The sequence below is a fragment of the Neolewinella sp. genome, assembly GCF_965214665.1.
Classification (GTDB): domain Bacteria; phylum Bacteroidota; class Bacteroidia; order Chitinophagales; family Saprospiraceae; genus Neolewinella.
The window spans coordinates 391,469-410,898 of the sequence record NZ_OZ243970.1; the positions used below are offsets into that span (position 1 = coordinate 391,469).

21 protein-coding genes and 1 pseudogene are annotated in these 19,430 nt (G+C 59.8%); 12 read left to right on the forward strand and 10 right to left on the reverse strand.

Features of this window, described 5'->3' with window-relative positions; genetic code table 11:
• Positions 1-55: 55 nt before the first annotated feature.
• The 4 genes from ACOOHD_RS02025 to ACOOHD_RS02040 all read left to right on the forward strand — a co-directional run bounded on the left by ACOOHD_RS02025 (position 56) and on the right by ACOOHD_RS02040 (position 3,521).
• Positions 56-1,021, forward strand: a complete 966-nt coding sequence (locus ACOOHD_RS02025; RefSeq protein ID WP_420459896.1) for an NAD(P)H-dependent flavin oxidoreductase — start codon at positions 56-58, stop codon at positions 1,019-1,021.
• A 3-nt stretch (positions 1,022-1,024) separates the two neighbouring features.
• Positions 1,025-1,828 (forward strand): SDR family oxidoreductase, encoded by an 804-nt coding sequence (locus ACOOHD_RS02030; RefSeq protein ID WP_420459897.1) that lies wholly within the window; start codon positions 1,025-1,027, stop codon positions 1,826-1,828.
• 3 nt (positions 1,829-1,831) lie between these two features.
• Positions 1,832-2,566: an enoyl-CoA hydratase-related protein gene (locus ACOOHD_RS02035; RefSeq protein ID WP_420459898.1), complete on the forward strand. Its 735-nt coding sequence runs from the start codon at positions 1,832-1,834 to the stop codon at positions 2,564-2,566.
• 223 nt (positions 2,567-2,789) lie between these two features.
• Positions 2,790-3,521: a S24 family peptidase gene (locus ACOOHD_RS02040; RefSeq protein ID WP_420459899.1), complete on the forward strand. Its 732-nt coding sequence runs from the start codon at positions 2,790-2,792 to the stop codon at positions 3,519-3,521.
• Between the two features lie 171 nt (positions 3,522-3,692).
• Here ACOOHD_RS02040 and ACOOHD_RS02045 read toward each other — a convergent pair whose 3' ends face one another.
• Both ACOOHD_RS02045 and ACOOHD_RS02050 read right to left on the reverse strand, forming a co-directional pair.
• The gene (locus tag ACOOHD_RS02045) at positions 3,693-6,080 is read right to left on the reverse strand and encodes a glycoside hydrolase family 3 N-terminal domain-containing protein (RefSeq protein ID WP_420459900.1); all 2,388 of its coding nucleotides are present in this window, start codon (positions 6,078-6,080) and stop codon (positions 3,693-3,695) included.
• Between the two features lie 75 nt (positions 6,081-6,155).
• Positions 6,156-6,644: a DUF6495 family protein gene (locus ACOOHD_RS02050; RefSeq protein ID WP_420459901.1), complete on the reverse strand. Its 489-nt coding sequence runs from the start codon at positions 6,642-6,644 to the stop codon at positions 6,156-6,158.
• A gap of 40 nt (positions 6,645-6,684) precedes the next feature.
• Between ACOOHD_RS02050 and ACOOHD_RS02055 the strand changes: the two genes are divergently transcribed.
• Positions 6,685-7,542: a TerC family protein gene (locus tag ACOOHD_RS02055; RefSeq protein ID WP_420461400.1), complete on the forward strand. Its 858-nt coding sequence runs from the start codon at positions 6,685-6,687 to the stop codon at positions 7,540-7,542.
• An 84-nt stretch (positions 7,543-7,626) separates the two neighbouring features.
• Positions 7,627-8,169, forward strand: coding sequence for a Rho termination factor N-terminal domain-containing protein (locus ACOOHD_RS02060; RefSeq protein WP_420459902.1), 543 nt, complete (start codon positions 7,627-7,629; stop codon positions 8,167-8,169).
• 63 nt (positions 8,170-8,232) lie between these two features.
• On the opposite strand, the gene ACOOHD_RS02065 is transcribed toward ACOOHD_RS02060, so the two are convergent.
• From ACOOHD_RS02065 to rplU, 3 genes and pseudogenes are all read right to left on the reverse strand, one after another.
• The gene (locus ACOOHD_RS02065) at positions 8,233-9,489 is read right to left on the reverse strand and encodes a DEAD/DEAH box helicase (RefSeq protein WP_420459903.1); all 1,257 of its coding nucleotides are present in this window, start codon (positions 9,487-9,489) and stop codon (positions 8,233-8,235) included.
• A 1,078-nt stretch (positions 9,490-10,567) separates the two neighbouring features.
• Positions 10,568-10,822 (reverse strand): annotated as a pseudogene (gene rpmA, locus ACOOHD_RS02070) (50S ribosomal protein L27); the annotation flags it as partial.
• A gap of 35 nt (positions 10,823-10,857) precedes the next feature.
• Positions 10,858-11,214: a 50S ribosomal protein L21 gene (rplU, locus tag ACOOHD_RS02075; protein WP_420459904.1), complete on the reverse strand. Its 357-nt coding sequence runs from the start codon at positions 11,212-11,214 to the stop codon at positions 10,858-10,860.
• 195 nt (positions 11,215-11,409) lie between these two features.
• On the opposite strand from rplU, the gene ACOOHD_RS02080 reads away from it, so the two are divergent.
• The gene (locus tag ACOOHD_RS02080) at positions 11,410-11,829 is read left to right on the forward strand and encodes a hypothetical protein (protein ID WP_420459905.1); all 420 of its coding nucleotides are present in this window, start codon (positions 11,410-11,412) and stop codon (positions 11,827-11,829) included.
• Here the strand turns inward: ACOOHD_RS02080 and ACOOHD_RS02085 are convergent.
• The 5 genes from ACOOHD_RS02085 to ACOOHD_RS02105 all read right to left on the reverse strand — a co-directional run bounded on the left by ACOOHD_RS02085 (position 11,743) and on the right by ACOOHD_RS02105 (position 16,005).
• Positions 11,743-12,483 (reverse strand): DUF2520 domain-containing protein, encoded by a 741-nt coding sequence (locus tag ACOOHD_RS02085; RefSeq protein ID WP_420459906.1) that lies wholly within the window; start codon positions 12,481-12,483, stop codon positions 11,743-11,745. The genes ACOOHD_RS02080 and ACOOHD_RS02085 overlap by 87 nt on opposite strands.
• A 131-nt stretch (positions 12,484-12,614) precedes the next feature.
• The gene (locus tag ACOOHD_RS02090) at positions 12,615-13,271 is read right to left on the reverse strand and encodes a phosphoribosylanthranilate isomerase (protein ID WP_420459907.1); all 657 of its coding nucleotides are present in this window, start codon (positions 13,269-13,271) and stop codon (positions 12,615-12,617) included.
• Entirely contained in the window at positions 13,268-14,086 is an 819-nt protein-coding gene (trpC, locus tag ACOOHD_RS02095) for an indole-3-glycerol phosphate synthase TrpC (protein WP_420459908.1), read from the reverse strand. Before trpC ends, ACOOHD_RS02090 begins: the two co-directional genes overlap by 4 nt.
• Positions 14,087-14,139: 53 nt before the next feature.
• Positions 14,140-15,129, reverse strand: coding sequence for an anthranilate phosphoribosyltransferase (gene trpD / locus ACOOHD_RS02100; RefSeq protein ID WP_420459909.1), 990 nt, complete (start codon positions 15,127-15,129; stop codon positions 14,140-14,142).
• Between the two features lie 3 nt (positions 15,130-15,132).
• Entirely contained in the window at positions 15,133-16,005 is an 873-nt protein-coding gene (locus ACOOHD_RS02105) for a porin family protein (protein ID WP_420459910.1), read from the reverse strand.
• Positions 16,006-16,145: 140 nt separating this feature from the next.
• Here ACOOHD_RS02105 and ACOOHD_RS02110 point away from each other — a divergent pair, with 140 nt between their 5' ends.
• The 5 genes from ACOOHD_RS02110 to ACOOHD_RS02130 all read left to right on the forward strand — a co-directional run bounded on the left by ACOOHD_RS02110 (position 16,146) and on the right by ACOOHD_RS02130 (position 19,430).
• Complete coding sequence (locus ACOOHD_RS02110) at positions 16,146-16,766, forward strand: NifU family protein (RefSeq protein WP_420459911.1); 621 nt, start codon at positions 16,146-16,148, stop codon at positions 16,764-16,766.
• A 126-nt stretch (positions 16,767-16,892) separates the two neighbouring features.
• Positions 16,893-18,173: an adenosylmethionine--8-amino-7-oxononanoate transaminase gene (gene bioA / locus ACOOHD_RS02115; protein ID WP_420459912.1), complete on the forward strand. Its 1,281-nt coding sequence runs from the start codon at positions 16,893-16,895 to the stop codon at positions 18,171-18,173.
• Between the two features lie 12 nt (positions 18,174-18,185).
• Complete coding sequence (locus ACOOHD_RS02120; RefSeq protein WP_420459913.1) at positions 18,186-18,527, forward strand: 2Fe-2S iron-sulfur cluster-binding protein; 342 nt, start codon at positions 18,186-18,188, stop codon at positions 18,525-18,527.
• Positions 18,528-18,657: 130 nt separating this feature from the next.
• Complete coding sequence (iscX, locus tag ACOOHD_RS02125) at positions 18,658-18,903, forward strand: Fe-S cluster assembly protein IscX (protein WP_420459914.1); 246 nt, start codon at positions 18,658-18,660, stop codon at positions 18,901-18,903.
• Positions 18,900-19,430: a KdsC family phosphatase gene (locus ACOOHD_RS02130; RefSeq protein ID WP_420459915.1), complete on the forward strand. Its 531-nt coding sequence runs from the start codon at positions 18,900-18,902 to the stop codon at positions 19,428-19,430. The genes iscX and ACOOHD_RS02130 overlap by 4 nt, the downstream gene beginning before the upstream one ends.

Sequence of the window (19,430 nt, forward strand, 5' to 3'; positions counted from 1 at the left end):
CGCCCCGGCAGAGATGCCGGGAACCGAGCAGGCGAAAATTCGCTACTTTGCCGCCATGACGCGCCAGGCCCTCCTCGACTCTCTCCACCTCGACATCCCCGTCGTAGTCTCCCCCATGTTCATCGTCAGCCAGCAGCAGCTCGTGCTGGAGTGCTGTAAGAACGGCGTATTAGGCACCTTCCCCGCCCTCAACAACCGCACCACGGAAGGCTTCGAGGAGTGGGTAGTCGAGATCAAAGAAGAGCTGAAAGCCGAGGAAGAGCGCCGCGGCAAAAAGCTCCCCCCCTACGGTGTCAACCTCATCGTCCATAAGACCAACCCGCGCGTGCAGGCCGATCTGGAGGTGATCGTACGCCAGCAGGTGCCGCTGGTCATCACCAGTCTCGGGGCGGTGAAGGAGGTGGTCGATGCGGTACACAGCTACGGCGGACTCATCTTCCACGACGTCACCAACACCTATCACGCCCAGAAGGCGATCGACGCCGGAGCGGACGGATTGATCCTGGTCTGCGCCGGAGCCGGGGGGCACGCCGGTACCCTCAACCCCATTCCCTTCGTTAGTGAAATCCGAAAAATGTTCGACGGGGTGATCCTGCTGGCCGGTGCACTCAGTAGTGGCCGTGACGTTGCTACCGCCCTGCAGATGGGCGCCGACCTGGCCTACATGGGCACCCGCTTCATCAATACGCAAGAGGCTATCGCCGACGAGGCCTACAAGGACATGATCATCAAGTCCGGCACCCGCGACATCATTTACACCGCCTCGGTCTCCGGTATCCCCGCTAACTGGATGGTGGCCAGTCTGGAGGCCGCCGGCATTACCAAGGAGATGTGGGACCAGAAGGCCAAGGCCGATTTCGGTGCCGAGCACGAAGCAAAAGCCTGGAAGAACCTCTGGAGTGCCGGCCACGGGGTAGCGACCATTGATGATAATCCGCCGGCCGCGGAGCTCATCGACCGCCTGAAGCGGGAATTTAAAACCTCCCTTCAGCAGCAGGCCTCCCTCCTCGCAAACTACTAGCCCGTGTCGTACTATGCCCCTGACTTATTTAAGGACCAGGTAGCGCTCGTCACCGGCGGGCGCTCGGGTATCGGCTACGGCATTGCAGAAGCGTTGCTGCGCCACGGAGCCAGGGTGTGCATCTGCTCGCGCAAGGAAGAACCCCTCGCCGAGGCTGCGGCCGCCCTCCAACAACTGGGCACCTGCGTGTACCGCCCCTGTGATATACGGAAGCCAGAGGAGGTGGCAGCGGTGGCCGATCTGATCGAGGAGAAGTTCGGTCGCCTGGACGTGCTGGTCAATAATGCCGGCGGACAGTTTCCCAGCCTGGCCCAACACATCAGCGATAAGGGCTGGGATGCCGTCATCAATACGAACCTCAACGGCACCTTTTACGTGAGCCGGGGGATGGCCGAGCGCTTCTTTATTCCGCAGCAGTCCGGCAACATTGTTACCATCATCGTAAATATGGACCGCGGCTTTCCCGGCATGGCACACACGGGGGCGGCGCGCGCAGGTGCGGAGAATCTAATGAAGAGCATAGCGCAGGAGTGGGCCCGCTACAATATTCGGGCAAATTGTGTGGCACCCGGCACTATCATTTCCTCCGGGCTGGATACCTACGCCGAGCCGGTCAAAGAGTTGCTCAATCAGATGAAGGAAGATAACCTGATGAAACGCCACGGTACGGTAGACGAGGTAGCCAATGCCGTACTGTTTTTGGCTAGTCCGCTAGCCAGCTACACCAGCGGCACTACCCTGTACGTCGACGGCCTCGACCACCTTCACGCCAACCGGATGCGGCTGGTCAACCTCTTCAGCGAATAACGTATGGACTACCGGATCACGGAGCACATCGCCTACCTCACCTTCGACCGGCCGGAGCGCGCTAATGCCCTCGACCTGGCGGAGTGGGAGGCCCTGCGTACCGCTGTCGAGCGGGCGGATCAGGACGAGCAGGCACGTGTCGTGGTCCTAGCCGGCCAGGGCAAGCACTTCTGCGCCGGGATCGATCTGAGTGTGCTCACCGAACTACCGCAGCGGGTACAGGCCAGCGGTCAGGACCCCGAAGCTTATTTGGTTGATTTTATCACCAACTTACAGGATTGCATTACGGCCCTGGAGCGCTGTAGTAAGCCCGTCATTGCCAGTATCCACGGCGGTTGCATCGGCGGCGGGGTCGACATTATCACCGCCTGCGATATTCGCTACTGTACTAAGGACGCCACCTTTTCGGTCAAGGAGGTTGACCTGGGCATCGTGGCCGACCTGGGTACGCTGCAGCGGCTACCGCGCATCATCAATCCGGGGCTTGCCGCGGAGTTAGCCTACACCGCCCGGAAGGTAGACGGTAAGGAGGCCGAGCGTATCGGGCTAGTCACCGAAGCACTGGGCAACGAGCGGCAGTTGCAGTACCGGGTCGGGCAGGTGGCCGATGCGATTGCCGCTAAGCCGCCGCGGATCGTGGCCGGCATCAAGGCGGCGCTACTGCACCAGCGGGACCACACGGTGAGAGAGGGGCTGGAGTTCGTGGCGCGGTATAGTGCTGGGGTGATGAAGGGATAAGTACAATGCGGCCTCCGGCCGCGCCCCCTGACATATAAGCGCAGCCAGAGGCTGCCTTTTGCTACCGCGGCCGGAGGCCGCATTGTACTGCTGTCACTCAATTCCAAACAAAAACACCCGAATTTAAGGAAAAACCCCGGTTTTATTTAAGAATTTCCGTTGAAAACTTGCGTGGCTGTTTGAAAATGTTTTAATTTGTTGCTGAATAAACTGATACTACGACATGATTACCACTGACCGCCGCGATCTCAATGACCGGTTCATCGAGGTGTTCCAGATTCTGGAGGACCGCGGGGAGATCATCAAGAACGACCGCAACGGGCGTGGACTTGGTGACTTTGCCAAGCGCATCCTCAACAACCGCTCCTACGGCCATATCATTCGCGCTTACCTCAACGCAGAGGACAAGCGCTGCATCAACTACGAGCAGGCCCGCCGGGTGTGCAGTGAGTACGGTGTCAATACCTCCTACCTACTGGAAGGAAACGGTACCCCCTTTGGTATGGAGCTGCCCAGTGCCTCCGATGCCGACGGCGAGGATGTAAAGCAGAACATCCTATTTACCTCCACCGAGGCCTTCGCCGGTGCCAGCGTGGATGCCGACAGCTTCATCAAGGAAGAGCAGCAGTTCTTCAGTCTGCCCGACCTGTTTGGTGATGGCTACGTGGCCTTTCCCATCAACGGCAACTCCATGGAGCCGGTCATCAACGACGGCGACGTGATCATCTGCCGCCAGATCGCCGGGGTACACGAGATCAAGGAAAACAAAATCTACGCCGTCCGCTCCAAGGGTAGCCTCTGGGTGAAGTACGTACAGCCCGTCAAAGACAAGAAGGGTCGCGTACACTCCCTGAAGCTCATCTCGGCCAACTACCTCGAGCACGATCCCTGGACGGAGGAGGTGGATAAGAACACCCGCCTGTACGAAGTGCAGCGGCGCATCAGCGAGCTTTAGTCACCACTAGGCCTCGCGTCCCACCTACACGATCCCCTTCAGGCGGTGGTCCGGCCAACGCGCCGGGTCACCGCTTTGTCGGTTACGACCTATCCTGCTGTTTTTTGTTTTGCCGCCCAGTCCGACCTCCCGGTCGGGCTGGGTTTTTTACTATCCGGCGCCTAAGCTACGTTATTTCGCCTGCCCCACCACGGTAAGGGTGACCTGCCGAAGGTCTTCGGTGCGGCTGCTGTTGCCGATCATGATTTGAAAGGTGCCGGGCTCTACGGCGTACTTCATCTCCTGGTTGAGGTACTCGAGTTGCTCCGCGCCGAGCTCGAAGGTGACCGTCTTGGTTTCTCCAGGAGCCAGATATACCTTCTCGAAGCCCTTCAGTTCCTTCACCGGGCGGGTGACGGTGCTATACTCGTCGCGGATGTAAAGCTGTACGACTTCCTTGCCCGGACGGTCGCCGGTGTTGGTGACCTGGACGCTGACGGTGGTGGAGCCATCGGCAGGAATTTGCACACTGGCCAGCTCGGGTAGGCTAATCTCAAAGTTGGTATAGCTGAGCCCGTAGCCGAAGGGATACAGCGCGTTCACATTTTCGAAGAGGTAGCCCCGGCGGGCAGTAGGCTTATAGTTGTAGTAAGCCGGGATGTGGCCGGCGGAGCGGGGGATGCTGATGGGGAGCTTGCCGCTGGGGGTCACCTTGCCGAAGAGTACATCGGTGACGCTATGGCCCGTTTCCTGTCCGAGGTAGAAGCACTGGAAGACCGCGGCGGACTTTTCAGCCAGATTACTGATGTTGAGGGGGCGGCCGCCGAAAACCAGTCCGATCATTGGCTTATCGAGCGCGGCTAGGGCGTCGATGAGCTCGTTTTGGGTACCCATGAGTTCCAGACTGGGTCGGTCGCCCAGGTGCGACTCCGCCCAGGCCTCACGGCTGGTGAGCTCGTTGCCGCCGACGGCCAGGATGATCACGTCAGCTCCCGCTACGTCCTTTACGGCCTGCTGAATACGGGCGCGGTCGTCCTCGGCGCTGACGGCGATCACGGTGTCCTTGTACCAACTGCCGGGCTCGGTAAGGCGGGTGCCTTCGGAATAGATGATCGTAGCACCGTTGGCTTCGGCGTAGGTCTCCAGTCCCTGGCGGAGGGTAACAAAATGCTGGGGCTCATCACTATAACCACCCAGAAGCACCTTGTCGGCGTTTGGTCCGACTACGGCAATGGTAAGGTTCTCGCCCGTAAGGGGAAGTACGCCGTCGTTCTTGAGCAGGATCATCGACTCGCTCCCCGCTTCTCGCACCAGTGCATCGTCCGTAGGGGTGTTGGAAAGGGCGGTACCCGGCTCGGTGTAGGGGTTCTCGAAGAGTCCGCGATCAAACTTCTGCTTCAGGATACGGCCTACGGCGCGGTCCAAAATAGCTTCGTCGAGTTCTCCCTGGTTGACGGCCTCGACCAGGTAGGGGAAGGCCTCGCGGTCGGGTAGCTCGATATCGACGCCACTGCTGATGGCCCGGATGGCGGCCTCCTTCAGGCTGGCGGCCACGGCGTGGCGGGTATGAAGTTCCTTGACGGCGAAGTAGTCCGAAACGACGGCGCCCTCGTAGCCCCATTCGCCGCGCAGTACGTCGTTGAGCATCCAGGCGTTGGCGTGGCTGGGTACGCCATTGACCTCGTTGTAGCTGGCCATGATGTTACGCACCTTACCGTTATCCACGATGTAACGGAAGGGGTAGAGGAAGACCTCGCGCAGGGTACGTTCGCTAATGTGGGCCGGACCGATGTTGTTGCCCCCCTCCGGCTCCCCGTGACCGGCCATGTGCTTCAGCGTGGCGAACACCTCGCCCTCGTCCCACTGGTCATCGTCGCCCTGGAAGCCCAGCACGGCCTGCAGTCCGATCTGGGCGGCAAGGTAGGGGTCTTCGCCGAGGGTTTCTTCCACCCGGCCCCAGCGGGGATCGCGGGCTACGTCGACCACCGGGGTAAGCACCACGTGGGCCCCGCGGCTTGCCGTCTGCCGGGCGGCCGTAGCGTAAAGTCGCCGGGTAAGCTCCCGGTTGAAGGTGGCGGCTACGGAGATGGGCTGCCCCCAACTGGTGGCGTCCTTAGCCGCCAGTCCGTGCAGGCTCTCCTCGTGCATTAGGGCGGGGATACCCAGGCGGGTGTTCTCGACCAGCCACTTCTGGATGGCGTTGACGTATGCGATTTCCTGCTCGCCGGCGCGGCCCGGCTCTCCGCCGCCCGTCAGCTCACTCGGGCGCGTCACGTGACCGATGCCGTGGGGCATTACGGCCTCGGCCTTGCTGGGGTCGAAATTTAACTCCCCATCCTCCATCTTGTGCTTATCGGCCCACACCGCCGTTACCTGGGCTACTTTTTCCTCGGTGGTCATACGTCCGATCAGGTCGGCGATGCGATCGGTGACCGACTGGGTGGAGTCCTTATAAATAGCTAGCTCCGTGTTGCTACTGGGGCTATCGGCCATCACCGTGTTCGGTACGGTATCCTGGGTGGGTTGCTGATCGCAGGAGCAGAGCAGCAGGCAAATGAAGGGGAGAAAGCGTAGCAGCATGAGCGGGGGGGCGTTAGCGTCGGAGTGTAGGGCTAAAGTAAAGCTATTCAGTTGGTCGGGGCTAACGGACCGAACTCAAAGGCCATCCAGGATGCGGAACAGCTCGCCATTGTCGATCAGCGCCCCTTCTTCCATGCGTAGGAAGATGTCCTGGTCGCGACCGATGGGGAGGTAAGCGCGTTCGGCGGTGTACAGTTTAGGGGTAGCACCATCTGCCCGCAGCTGCACGAAGATCTGGCGGGGGGCGAGGCTTGAGTCGGTCAGGTCGACCGAGGTATCTCCGCTGAGGAGGAGGCCCCGCATTTCGATCTTGTCCGGCCCGCAGCGGTAGCTCCGCAGGTCGTGGGGTTTGCGCTGTACGAGGTATTCGACCCGCTCGATCACGCCGGCAAACACAATCTGGCTGAACTGTAGGATCAAGCCGTCGGCGCGGCGCGGATCGTCCTCCTTAATCCTGACCCAGCTCTGGGCGTCGATGCCATTTACGCTCAGAAATTTGACGAACTGCGGGGTGACCTCTTCCAGCTCATCGCGGCGTAGGCGGCGGAACTTCGTTTCCTTCATGGCCGCACAAACAAATGCCCCGGGGGGTAGTTTTGCCAGTATGTTTGATATCCCCGATTTTGGTAGCGGTGCCGTCTGGCTGTCCCTTCTTACCCTAACGTTCCTGGAGATCGTACTGGGTATTGACAACATCATCTTCATCTCCATCGCCTCCGGCAAACTGAAGTTGGAGGCCGATCGCAAGAAGGCCACCAACATCGGTCTCATCCTGGCGATGGTGCTGCGCATCGCGCTGCTCTTTGGCGTGTCCTGGCTTATCTCGCTCGAAGAGCCCCTCTTCGAGATCGACTGGGGCTGGGCCAGCGGCGGCTTCAGTGGGCAGAGCCTGATCCTCTTCGCCGGCGGCATCTTCCTGCTCTATAAGTCGACCTCCGAGATCCACCACAAGCTGGAGGGCAACGAGCACCTAGAGGGCGATCCCGGTGAGCCCAGCGTGGGAGCCTCCCTGCAGTCGGTAATCATCCAGATCACCATTATCAACATCGTCTTCAGCTTCGACTCCATCCTCACCGCGGTGGGTATGACCAACGGCCTCTACGGTGCCCTACTGATCATGATCATCGCCGTGGTCGTCTCCGTCGGTATCATGATGGCCTTCGCCGTCCCGGTCGGCAACTTCGTCAACCGCAACCCCACCATTCAGATGCTGGGCCTGGCCTTCCTCATCCTCATCGGGTTCATGCTCATCGTCGAGGGCGCTCACCTGGGGCACCTGGAGGTATTCGGCAGCGAGATCGGTACGGTGCCTAAGGGCTACCTCTACTTCGCTATCGCCTTCTCCCTACTCGTCGAGTTCCTCAATATGAAGATCCGGCCGAGTGGTAAGGGCAATCAGGTCAAGCTCAATACCTACGCCCAGGAGGCAGCCAGCAAGGCGGAGTACGCGCGGATGGAGTAGTGTAGGGCAGGTGGGCGGGGCCGCCGGTGCAACAGACGAACCTTAGCAAATATCTGTCAGTTGCAGTAGCAAACTGATACTACCATGGCCACCGACAACTACGAAGAAAAGTACACCGACCCCGACCTGCGCCGCCAGATCAAGGACGAAATCATGGACTCCGACAAGGGCGGTAAGCCCGGACAGTGGAGTGCCCGCAAGAGTCAGCTGCTTGTTAAGGAGTACGAACGGCGCGGCGGTGGCTACAAAAAGGATGAAAAAGACGAGGCAGCCAGAAGCCTGGAGCAATGGACCGAAAACGACTGGCAGACCAGTGAGGGCACCGCCGAGGCCGATGGCGCTGAGGGCATGGCTCGCTACCTACCCCGCGATGCCTGGGCGCTGCTAACCGAGAAAGGTCGTAAACAGGCCAATAAGACGAAGGAAAAAACCAATGAGAAGGGGGAGCAATACGCCGACTGGCCCGATCTGGTGCAGCGCACAATGGTGGAGATCGGGGCCGTGAAGGGCAATAAGGGCCTGACCAAGGACGAGATCATGGACCGCGCCCAGGAGCTCGACGTTGAGGGGCGGAGCACGATGAATAAGGACGAGCTCAAAGCGGCGGTGATCAAGGCATACGGCTAAATGACCGAAGCCCCGGGAGTAATCCCGAGGCTTCGTAAACGACCGTAGTGAACGGCGGCCGATCTACTTGTCGTACAAGGTGATCGCTTCACCCCCCTTACCGGCCCGGCCAGTACGGCCCACGCGGTGGATGTAGGTGTCGTAATCGGTGGGTGCCTCGAAGTTGATCACGTGGGTGATGTCTTCGATGTCGAGGCCGCGGGCGGCTACATCGGTAGCGCAGAGGGCTTTGATCTTGCCCTGCTTGAAGGCACCGAGGGCCTTCTGACGGTAGTTCTGGCTCTTGTTGCCGTGGATCTCATCTGCGGAGATGCCGGCCTGGTTGAGCTTCTTGGCGACCTTCTTAACGCGGTGCTTGGTCTCGGCGAAGATGAGCACCCGCTTCATCTCGGGCTCCTTAAGCAGGTCGATAAGGGTGTCGAACTTATCGTCGGGGTCGACGAACTTGACCGTCTGGTTGATGTGCTCGGCCGAGGCCTCTCCGCTGCTGACCTTGACGGTGACTGGGTCGGTCAGGAAGTGGTCGATGAGCTTTTGCTGGCTCTTATCGAGGGTAGCCGAAAAGAGCAGCGTCTGGTCGCGCTCGCCGATCTTGTCGGCCAGGTAGGTGACGTCCTTTTGGAAGCCCATGTCGAGCATTCGGTCAAACTCGTCCAGCACCAGCACGGAGGCTTCCTGTAGGTCGATCTTGCCCTGCTGGTACAGGTCCTTGAGCCGGCCGGGAGTGGCCACGACGAGGTGGTAGCTGCGCTTCTTCAGGTTGACGATGTCGGTGTTGATGTTGCGTCCGCCGATCAGGGTGATGGCGTTGTACTTCATGCCCAGGGTGAGGGTACGGAACTCCTGTTCGATCTGTAGCGCCAGCTCGCGGGTGGGGGCCAGTACCAGGGTCTGGAACGGTTTGTCACTTTCGAGCAGGGCGTCGATGAGAGGGATCAGGAAGGCGCCCGTTTTACCGGTACCGGTGGTGGCGATGCCCATTACGTCCTTCATGGCGGCGATGTCGTCGAAGGTCTTTTCCTGGATCTCGGTGGGGTAGACCCAGCCGGCGGCCTTGATGGCGCTCTTGAGCTTGGCGTTGATCTTCCAGTCGGGGAACTTGGTCTCGGCGTGGTACGCTACGGTTTTGAGAGGGACGCCCTCATGGACCATCATTTCGGCCGGCAGGGGGATGTAGTTGTGGTTGGAGCGGCCACCGCCGCTGCCGCGCCGGTCACGCTTGCCGCCGCCACCACCGCTATGGCCGTACGATTTCTTTTTGTTACTGAAATTAGAACTGCTGCGGCTTTTGCCGGAGCGGGAGGGACGGGTATTGTCCATAAGAATATAGGGAAGGTTGGACCACGAGGTGGTCGCAGGGGAAAATAGGCTTCGGTCCGAATGGTGCTATGCCGGAAGTACGGTCATAGGGGCGAGGCGTGGATCGGAGGGAAGCGAAGGGGTCCCGGCTCGCGGCGCAAAAGTAAGGAGAAAAGTCCACACGACACCTCCAGGAGTGGTTTGACTCCTCATAAAAACATGGTTAGGATAGCTGGGCTGGTTCAGTAATCCCCTTGCTCCCGGAGGAGAACCCTGACAAGTCGAAGGGTCTGAGGCCCGCCCTAGACAGCCCGAAGTCACTTCCTAATTTATATAAACTGTAGGGTCAACCAGTGGTCGGAGTGACGTGTGGACTCATAGAAACGGCTGGACTAGCGGATGGTTGAAGCGCGCCCCTAAGAACGCAAAAAGCCGGCTGAAACGATGTGTTTCGGCCGGCTTCGGTATAGGAGTGGTGGTACGCTAGCTACGCGTCGCCCGAGTCCTTTCCTCCATCGAGCTGCTGCTGTAGCTGTTCCAGCTCGTCCCAGTTACCGGCGGCGGCCAGGGCGGCCTGCTGCTTCCAAGTAGCGGGGTTGTGGACGGAGTAGTTCGGACCGGCATCGTCAAGAATGCCCTGGATGAAGTCGGCGTCCGCATCGGCTAGCGCCTGCCAGCTGTTGATGCCACTGGCGGTGAGCAGGCCGGCGATGGCCGGACCTACGCCCTCAATGACGGTGAGGTCGTCGAGCTCTATCTTGCGGCCGGCGGGTAGCACGACATACTGCGGCATGTCGCTGCCGGTCACCCCGGCGGTGTTGAGGGCATCGGCCTGGTCGGGATTATCGGCTACGGCAAGCTCGGCCTCGTCGGTGATACCGGGGGCAACGTCGGGCATCTCGGGGGCGTCCTCTAGGTGAACGGGGCCCTCGTTGGTAGTGCCGGTTAGCGTAGCATCTACCTTCATAGAGGTGTCGGCGTCGTTAGTGGACTGGTTATCAGTAGTAGTCGAGGTAGTAGCGGTCGCGGCGACCGACTGCTTCTCCGCCGTGCGTTGCACCTGCGACCCCGCCGACTGCTGTGCCTGGACCCCGTCAGTGCTAGTGGGGTCGATGCTGACGTACATGCGGTTGAGGCGGCTCTTACGGAAGGTGACCTTACCGTCTACTTTGGCGTGGAGGGTGAAGTCCTTGCCCATATAGACGTTCTCGCCGGGGTGGTACTTGGTACCGCGCTGACGGACGATGATGTTTCCGGCCGTTGCGGCCTGTCCGCCGAAGAGCTTAACACCGAGTCGTTTGGAGTGGCTGTCGCGGCCGTTGTCGGTACTACCTACACCTTTCTTATGTGCCATGATATTATTATTTGAGGGGTTAGGAGGGGGTGGTTCTAGCCGGCGATGGAGTCGATCTTGAGCTTCGTGTACTGCTGGCGGTGGCCCTTCTTGAGGCGGTAGCCCTTGCGGCGCTTCTTCTTGAAGACGATGACTTTGTCTCCTTTGACGAGGGGGTCAACGACGGTAGCACCGATGGAGGCGCCACTGAGCATCGGCGTGCCGACGGTGACGTCATCGCCATCGGCGAGGAGGTGCACCGCATCGAAGCTGACGGAGTCGCCAGCCTGGGCTTCTAGCCGGTGGACGAAGATCTCCTGACCTTCCTCAACTTTGAATTGCTGACCGGCTATGGTTACGATTGCAAACATCTGTAGGGGGATGTTGGTGATGAAAATGATTTGGGGGCGCAAAGATAGGGAAAATATTAGACCCCTTCGGGGGTAGACTTTCCTTCGGAAAGGTAGACGCTTCGCTGGTTAGACCGGCTGTCGCCGGGTAGACCGCTGCGCGGGTAGATTGCCTTCGGCTACCTTCGACCGTACCTTAACCCCTTAACCCCTTAACCCCTTAACCCCTTAACCCCTTAACCCCTTAACCCCTTAACCATGCTAGAAGAAATCCTAGACAGCGCCCGCAAAGCAGTAGCCGGCCTAGCCACAACAGTAGGCGAAGGCACCAAAGAAAAGACCAATAAACTGATCGAGGACTGGCTAGACATCTTCCCCACCCTGGCCACCTACGGCCTCGAGATTACCAGCTTCTCCATGGCCCTGGCCCTCAGCCCTTCGCTAAATGTCGAGCTGCTGGGGCAGCACAGTGATTGGAACGAGGAGGCCATCAAGGAACGGCTAGCTGCGCACAAGGGGGAAACGGCTTTGACCATGGTATTCACCGCGATCCGCACGGCGTACCGGTTACAGCGGCAGACGCGGGCACCCTTACGCGACCCCCTCATCCTCAAAGTCATCGTGCGCATCACGCCCGAGGTGCGGGTGGTGCTGGGGCAGCCGGTACTGGAGGATTAGGTCGGTCAAGCTTTGGTAGAGATCGCGGTAGGCGGGGTCGGTGAGTAGGGTTAGGTGCCGCTCGATGGTAGCGGTGTCTCCACGGGCGGCAGCGCCGGTCTGGCGGGCACGGGGCGGACTGCTATCCTGCTGGCCAGCGGTATTGCGAATGATGGGCAGCAGCAGCTCGAAGGGGATACCGTGCTGCTGGCACAACTGGTGGGCCACGTCGTAGAGTACCGTCACGAAGTTATTGGAAAACACCGCCGCCAGGTGAAGCTGGGCGCGTTGGGTATCGTCCAGGTAGGCCATGGTGGCGCTGAGCTGATCGGCTAGTTTGGTGATGTAAGTTCGGGTAGGAGGATCGCTCGCGAAGACGACCAGTGGCAGATCGCGCCAGTCAGTCACCGGCTCCCCCCGGCGCAGCGAGCGGATAGGCCAGAGCACCCCCCGGTGCCGGAAGTAGGCGTCGATCCGGTCGATAGGGGTGGCGCCGCTGGTATGAAAGATGGGTAGGGTAGGGGGGAGTAGTTCGGTTAGTGCTTTACTTACCTCGGCAATCGCATTGTCCGGTACGGCTAGGAATAGCGCAGTGAGCTCGTAATTCCGAAGCGCATCGTAAGCTACTACGGGTACCGGCCAATCGGACTTATCTACGGGATTTCGGGAAGCCATCACTAGCTGACCGGACAGTACCTGAGATAGGTGCCAAGCAAGATGTCCAGTGCCAATGATTGCGGTGGTTTCCAATAGTAAAGTACAGTGCTGCCACTCCCGATAGCTATCGGGGCGCTAAGTAGGTATGTTTAGGACCTAAGCTCGCCCACAAACTCCCGCAACAACTCCACATCCTTCATCCCTGGCTCCGTTTCAAACCTACTATTCACATCTACCCCCCGCAGTTGCGGATGATTCAGCCGTTTAATCGCCCGAGCGTCCCCCGGCCCAATTCCCCCGCTCAGGAGAAAGGGCACCGGACTGTTGTATTCCTCTAGCTTATTCCAATCCCACTGCGCACCGGTGCCCCCGGCCTGCCCCCTACCCCCGGTATCGAAGACGAAGAGCGGACAGCTGCCGGCGTAGCCATTCGTGTCATTAAAATCGAAGTCGGGGGTGATCGAGAAGGCCTTACAGATGCTGGCCTTGCGCAGGGTATTGACACTCCACAGCAGTTTGAGTTCCTGACAGTAGCCGGGACTCTCATTGCCGTGTAGCTGTACCCAGTCGAGGTGGTAATCGTGTACCGTATTGAGGACATAGTCAATCTCGGCATTGACGAACACACCGACTAGTTCGGTGCGCTGAAAGAGGTCCTCATTCTCGCCAATCCATTTACCCAGGGCGGGGTCGCCGGCGAAGCGGGGGGAGGCGGGATGAAAGATGAGTCCGAGGTAGTCGACCCCCAGCCCGTTGACGGCGGCGATGTTATCGGGCTCGCGCATCCCGCAGACCTTCACTTTCATGCGATGGCGTCCTTATAGGTATCGTGGATGGTGTGTGTTTTACGAATGAAGTCCGCACAGGCCCGCCCCGGATCGGCCTGCCGCATGAAGTAGGTGCCGATAAGAAAGCCCCTAAATTTTTCGCGGCGTAGCTTGACAATGGACTGTGGATCCTCGATCCCACTCTCCGATATGCGCAGGATGCCCGGTGGTAGAATGGGCTCGAGTTCCAGACTCCTACTGATGTCGACCTTGAAGGTGCCCAGATCACGGTTATTGACACCGATGATGTCAACGCTCGGACTAATTTTAGCTACCTCGTCCTCGTCGTGCACCTCGCAGACTACCTGCATACCCAGCTCGCCCGCCTCCTCGGCCAGTTCGTCGAGCTGGGCAGCGCTGAGGCAGGTGGCGATGAGCAAAATCGCATCGGCCCCCATGGCCCGGGCCTCGTGCACCTGGTACCGATCAATGATGAAGTCCTTACGGATGATGGGCACCTCCACCGCCGCCCGCATCCGGTCGATGTCGTCGGGTTTGGCACCGAAAAACTGCACGTCGGTCAGGCAGGAGATGGCCGCCGCGCCTGCCTCCACGTAGCCCTTTGCTACTGCTACCGGATCGGCCTCCAGGTTAATGTCCTGCTGACTGGGCGACTTACGCTTGAACTCGGCGATGATGCCGAAGTCCTTACTTTCCTCGATGGCCCGGCAGAGGTTGCGCCGCTGCCGCCCGTAGCCGGCACTGTCCATGAGCGCCTCCACGGGGTGCTGCGCGCTACGGCGATCGACTTCCAGGCGTTTGTGGGCGATAATGCGGTCGAGAATGTTCTGCATGTGCGGCAAGGTAGGTCGCTCAGTATAAGGTACAAAGCTATTCCGGGGTTGGCCTAGTCCAGCAATTTCCGTAACACGTCCCGGGCCCGTCCGCTCGCGATGCTCTCGCGGGCCTCGGCTACGCAGTCCGGCAGACTTCGCTCGGGGTGGATCACCTGGATGGCCAGTCCGGCGTTGGCACACACCACGTTTTGTTGGGCCTCGGTGGCCGTTCCCTTTAGTACGTCGAGAAAAATGGCCCGTCCTTCCCCTGCCGTGCCCCCACCGTAGAGCTCGGGGGCGGAGAGCGTAGCCAGGCCGAAATCGCGGGCGTACAACAGCCGTTGCATCCTGCGGCCCCGCACACTGGCTCCGTCCGTGAGGCTGATCTCGTCGTAGCCGTCCAGGGCATGTACGATGGCGTACTCCCGGCCCGCCTCCCCCTGTAGTATGTAGTCGAAGATGCGGCTCACATTGCGGTCGTAGGTACCGAACAGCTGATAGGTAGGACGAGCTGGATTAATTAGGGGACCGAGCAGATTAAAGAATGTGCGTACACGTAGCGCCTTACGCACCGGTACTACGTTTTTCATGGCGGGGTGAAAGAGCGGGGCGTGGAGAAAGCAGATGCCTGCGCGGTCCAGCTCGGCCAGTAGCCGGTCGCGTTCATTGGTAAACTTGTAGCCAAGGGCGAGTAGGACATCGCTGCTGCCCACCTTGCTGCTCACCCCGTAGCTGCCGTGCTTGGTCACGGGATAGCCGGCCCCGGCCACTACTACGCAGGAGAGGGTACTGATATTAAAGGTATGCTTGCCGTCGCCGCCGGTACCTACGATATCCATGGTGTGGCGACCCTCAAAATCGAGCGGAATGGCCAGTTCCAGCATGGCGTCGCGGAAGCCCTGGATCTCGCTGAGGTAGGGCGGGCGCATGTTGATGGCCGAGACCACGGCGGCAATTTCCAGGTCGGCGGCCTCTCCGTTGGCGATGCGCAGGAGGGTTTGGTAGGCGGTCTGCCGGCTCAGCGGCTCGCGGGCGTAGAGTTGGGTGAGCAGAGACTGCATAAGCTAGAAGCGGAAGCCGACGCTGGCCTGAATGACGCGGTTGTAGTCCTTATCGTTGGTGTTGTACTCTATCTCACCGTTCACGGTACTGGGGTCGCTAAAGAGCCGCTGGTCGTTCTCCCCACGGGTGGTATCGGTGAGGCCCAGCTGGTAGCGGGCGCCCAGGTAGAGGCCGTTGTTGAGAAAGAAGGAGATGCCGCCGACCAGGCCGAAGTCGAGGCGGCGGTAGAGGGGGGTATTGTCCGTAGAGTTGTAGTACGCATTGACTACCGTAGGTACATTCGCTACGGTACCATTACTGCTCAACTCCTGTGCGGCCATTCGTCCGATCACGTCGTCGAAGTAATTGTAGTCATAGTTATACACGATGGTGCCAAGTCCGCGCCCCTGGGCGTCAACCGTATTGGTGTAGGAAGCGGAGCCCGAGGCGCGGCTGTTGACCAGCAGACCGGCACTCAGACCGCCCTCCAGTTCCAGCGGGCCGATACGATAGTAGGCCACTACGGGGATGTCGATGTAGCTATTGAGCACGTCGCGCTCGCTCTGTAGACTACCCTGCACGCGTTCGCCCTGTCCGTCGGGGGCGTAAAGAAACAGGTAAGACGGCCCCTCATAAAGCACCTCTCCCCCCTTCTGGCTATACATCAGGTCGGCCTTGAAGCCAAACAGGTCGGTAATTTCGTAGGCGAAGGTGGCCCCGACGTGGAAGCCGGTGGTACGATTAAAGTCCTCGAGGGTCATGCCGTCGGCGTCCATCTCCGCATCGGCGCTGAAGGAGATGAAGTTGAGTCCGGCCCGGAAGCCTCCGCTGAACTCCTGGGCGGTGAGCAGGGTGCAGGGCAGCAGGAGAAGCAGGCAGTACTGGATTGGGCGCATGGGGGATAAGGTTTCGCGGCAAAGATGGGGGGAATCTGGGAAAGGTGGGCGGGTGCGCGGGTGCAACGCGAATCGTGATACCCCCGCCACTCAACCCAATTCTGTACCAAACGTTCTCCCAAAAAAGACCCACCCGTCCGATGAGCACCACCGCCACCGCCACCAAACGCCCCGTCCTCCTCTACACCGAGCAGACCCCGAACCCCGAAACCCTTAAGTTCGTCACCAACCGCATGCTGTACAACGGCACGGCGGAGTTTCGTGAGGAGGAGTTTGCGCGCGAGTGGTCGCCACTGGCCGCCGAGTTGTACGACTTCCCCTACGTCAAGAAGGTGTACATCGCCAACAACTACGTGACCATCACGAAGGAGTTCAATTACGGTTGGGACGATATCATGCTCAAGCTGAAGGAGTTCGTAAAGGGGTACCTGGAGGAGAATAAGCCCATCATTAAGGACGGCTTTGCCGAGGAGGTGGCTCGCATCGAGGAAGAGCGGGGTGTCAGCTACGAATACAGCGACGATGAGGCCGAGACGGTCACTCAGATCAAGGAGCTCATCGACACCTACGTGAAGCCGGCCGTGGAGATGGACGGCGGGAACATCGAGTTTAAGTCCTACCACGACGGCATTGTGACCGTCGTCATGCAGGGGGCCTGCTCGGGCTGCCCTAGTTCTACCGTTACCCTGAAGTCGGGCATCGAGCAGATGCTGAAGCGGATGATGCCGCAGGTGAAGGAGGTGGTGCAGGAGATGGGGTAGGGTAGTTTCACCACGGAACGGCTAGCGCCGCACACGGAGGGTTTCACTGAGGTCTCACGGAGGCCATCATCTAGCGGTGAGGTGGGAGTGTGTACTAAATGGTACATAGTGCATTGTAAACGGTACATGGTAAATTCCTTCGACCGCTACCACCTCTGGCACCCCTACACCAGCCTGACCGACCCGCTGCCGACTTACGAGGTAGCCTCCGCCGAAGGATGTATACTACACCTTGCCGATGGACGAGAGCTCATCGACGGAATGGCTTCCTGGTGGTGCGCCATCCATGGCTATAATGTACCGGAACTAAATGCCGCAGCTACCGAGCAGCTACAATGCATGAGCCACGTTATGTTCGGGGGTATTACCCACCGGCCCGCGATCGCGCTCGGGGAGCGGCTGGTAGACATCATGCCGGAGGGGCTCGACCGTATCTTCCTGGCCGATAGTGGATCGGTAAGCGTGGAGGTGGCCATGAAGATGGCCGTACAGTACCAGCACGCGCGGGGCCACGGGACCGAGCGCAGTAAGTTTCTGACCCTACGGGGCGGCTACCACGGGGATACAACCGGCCCGATGTCGGTCTGCGATCCAGTGACGGGGATGCACCAGCTGCTTGCGGGCTTTTTGCCGCAGCATCACTTTTATGACCGGCCGCCGGGGGGGTACGACAAGCCGGTCGATCCGAGCTATGTCAGTGGACTGGAGCAGTTCTTTGCCGAGCACGCCGGCCACGCGGCTGCTTTCATTATCGAGCCGGTGGTGCAGGGAGCCGGGGGGATGCACTTTTACAGCCCTGATTATCTACCGGTATTCCGCCGGCTCTGCGATGCACACGGGCTGCTACTGATCTACGATGAAATCGCCACCGGCTTCGGACGTACCGGCGAGCTCTTTCTGAGTCACCATCCCGGTGCCCGGCCCGATGTCGTCTGCATCGGCAAGGCCCTGACCGGGGGGTATCTTACGCTGGCTGCCACGATCACTACAGCGCACGTTGCCGAGACCATTGGGAAGGGTGCGGCCGGCGTACTCATGCACGGCCCCACCTTCATGGGTAATCCCCTGGCATGTACCGTAGCTGCCGCCAGTATCAACCTACTGCTGCGTAAAGATTGGTCCGCCGAGGTACAGCATATCGCCGTTCAACTAACCCTGCACCTGCGCGCCGCCGCCCACCTACCACACGTGAAAGATGTACGTGTGCTAGGAGCTATCGGCGTGGTAGAACTGCACGAATTGGTCGACGTATCCCACTTCCAGGCCTACTGCGTAGAGCGGGGGGTATGGATACGCCCGTTCGGTAAACTGATCTACCTGATGCCGCCCTATGTGATCACGGACCGGCAATTAGAACTGCTGTGCGGCGCGGTGGTTAACTATGTGCTAGCTTCGCGCCCTGCTTAACCCCCCTGACTGATGGCCACCGTACACTTTACCTTCGAGGACAAGAGCATCCCGCCCAAGACCGTCACCGACGTCGAGACCGACGTGAGCATCCTGGAGGTTACGGAAGAGAACGGCATCCACCTGAACCACAACTGCGGCGAGGTCTGCGCCTGCTCCACCTGCCACATCTACGTGCATAAGGGGGAAGACGCGCTACAGGAGATTAGTGACAAGGAGGAAGACTTCATCGACCGCGCCATCAATCCGCGCATCGAGAGCCGGCTGGGCTGCCAGTCCGTCATTCTCGATGCGGACGCCGTGATTGAGGTGGAGATACCGGATCAGCGGCGGATCATCGGCCACGAACATTAGGGATTTACCATTTACAGTTTACGGATGTACCATTTACTATTGGCCGCCGTCGGAGTCTCCCAGGACGAGCGAAGCGAGCATCCCCGCAAATTGTATATGGTACTTGGTAAATTGTAAATTGTAAATTTCAATGAGTTTCAAAGACTTCGACGACTTTCCCTTCGGCTGGGCCGACCACGAGGACATTGCCATTGCACTCTACGACCGCTTCGGCGACGACTTCGGGCAGGATAGGATCTACCGCATTCGCTTCACTGACCTGTTGGACTGGATCATCGAAATCCCCCAGTTCACCGGTACCCGCGAACAGAGCACGGAGGAACACCTGGAGCAGATACAGGCCAAGTGGGTGTATGAGTGGCGGGAGAATCAATGAACGAACTGGAACGCTTCCGCGACGTGACCACCTTCATCTTTGACGTGGATGGGGTGCTGACGAACTCACAGTTGATCATCCTGGAGGACGGCAGCCTGCTGCGGCAAATGAACGTACGGGACGGCTACGCGATCAAACGGGCGCTGGAGGTAGGCTACCGGGTATGTGTGATCACGGGCGGCAAGAGCCTGGGCGTGGTGGAGCGGCTACAGGGACTCGGCGTGGTCGACGTGTACTACGGGGTGAGGGATAAAGTGGAGGCCTACCGCGAGTTTATGGATCTGTACGAACTGGACGATGCCGGGGTGCTGTACATGGGCGATGACGTGCCGGACTACGAGGTGATGCGGCTGGTGGGGTTTCCGGCCTGTCCGCGGGATGCGTGTCTGGAGATACTCTCGCTGGCCAAGTACGTGAGTGATAAGGGCGGGGGCGCGGGTGCGGTGCGCGACGTGATCGAGCGGACGCTGCGGGTGAAGGGGGAGTGGCTGCCCGGGCCGGGGGAGGAGGTGCCGCGGAGTGTGTAG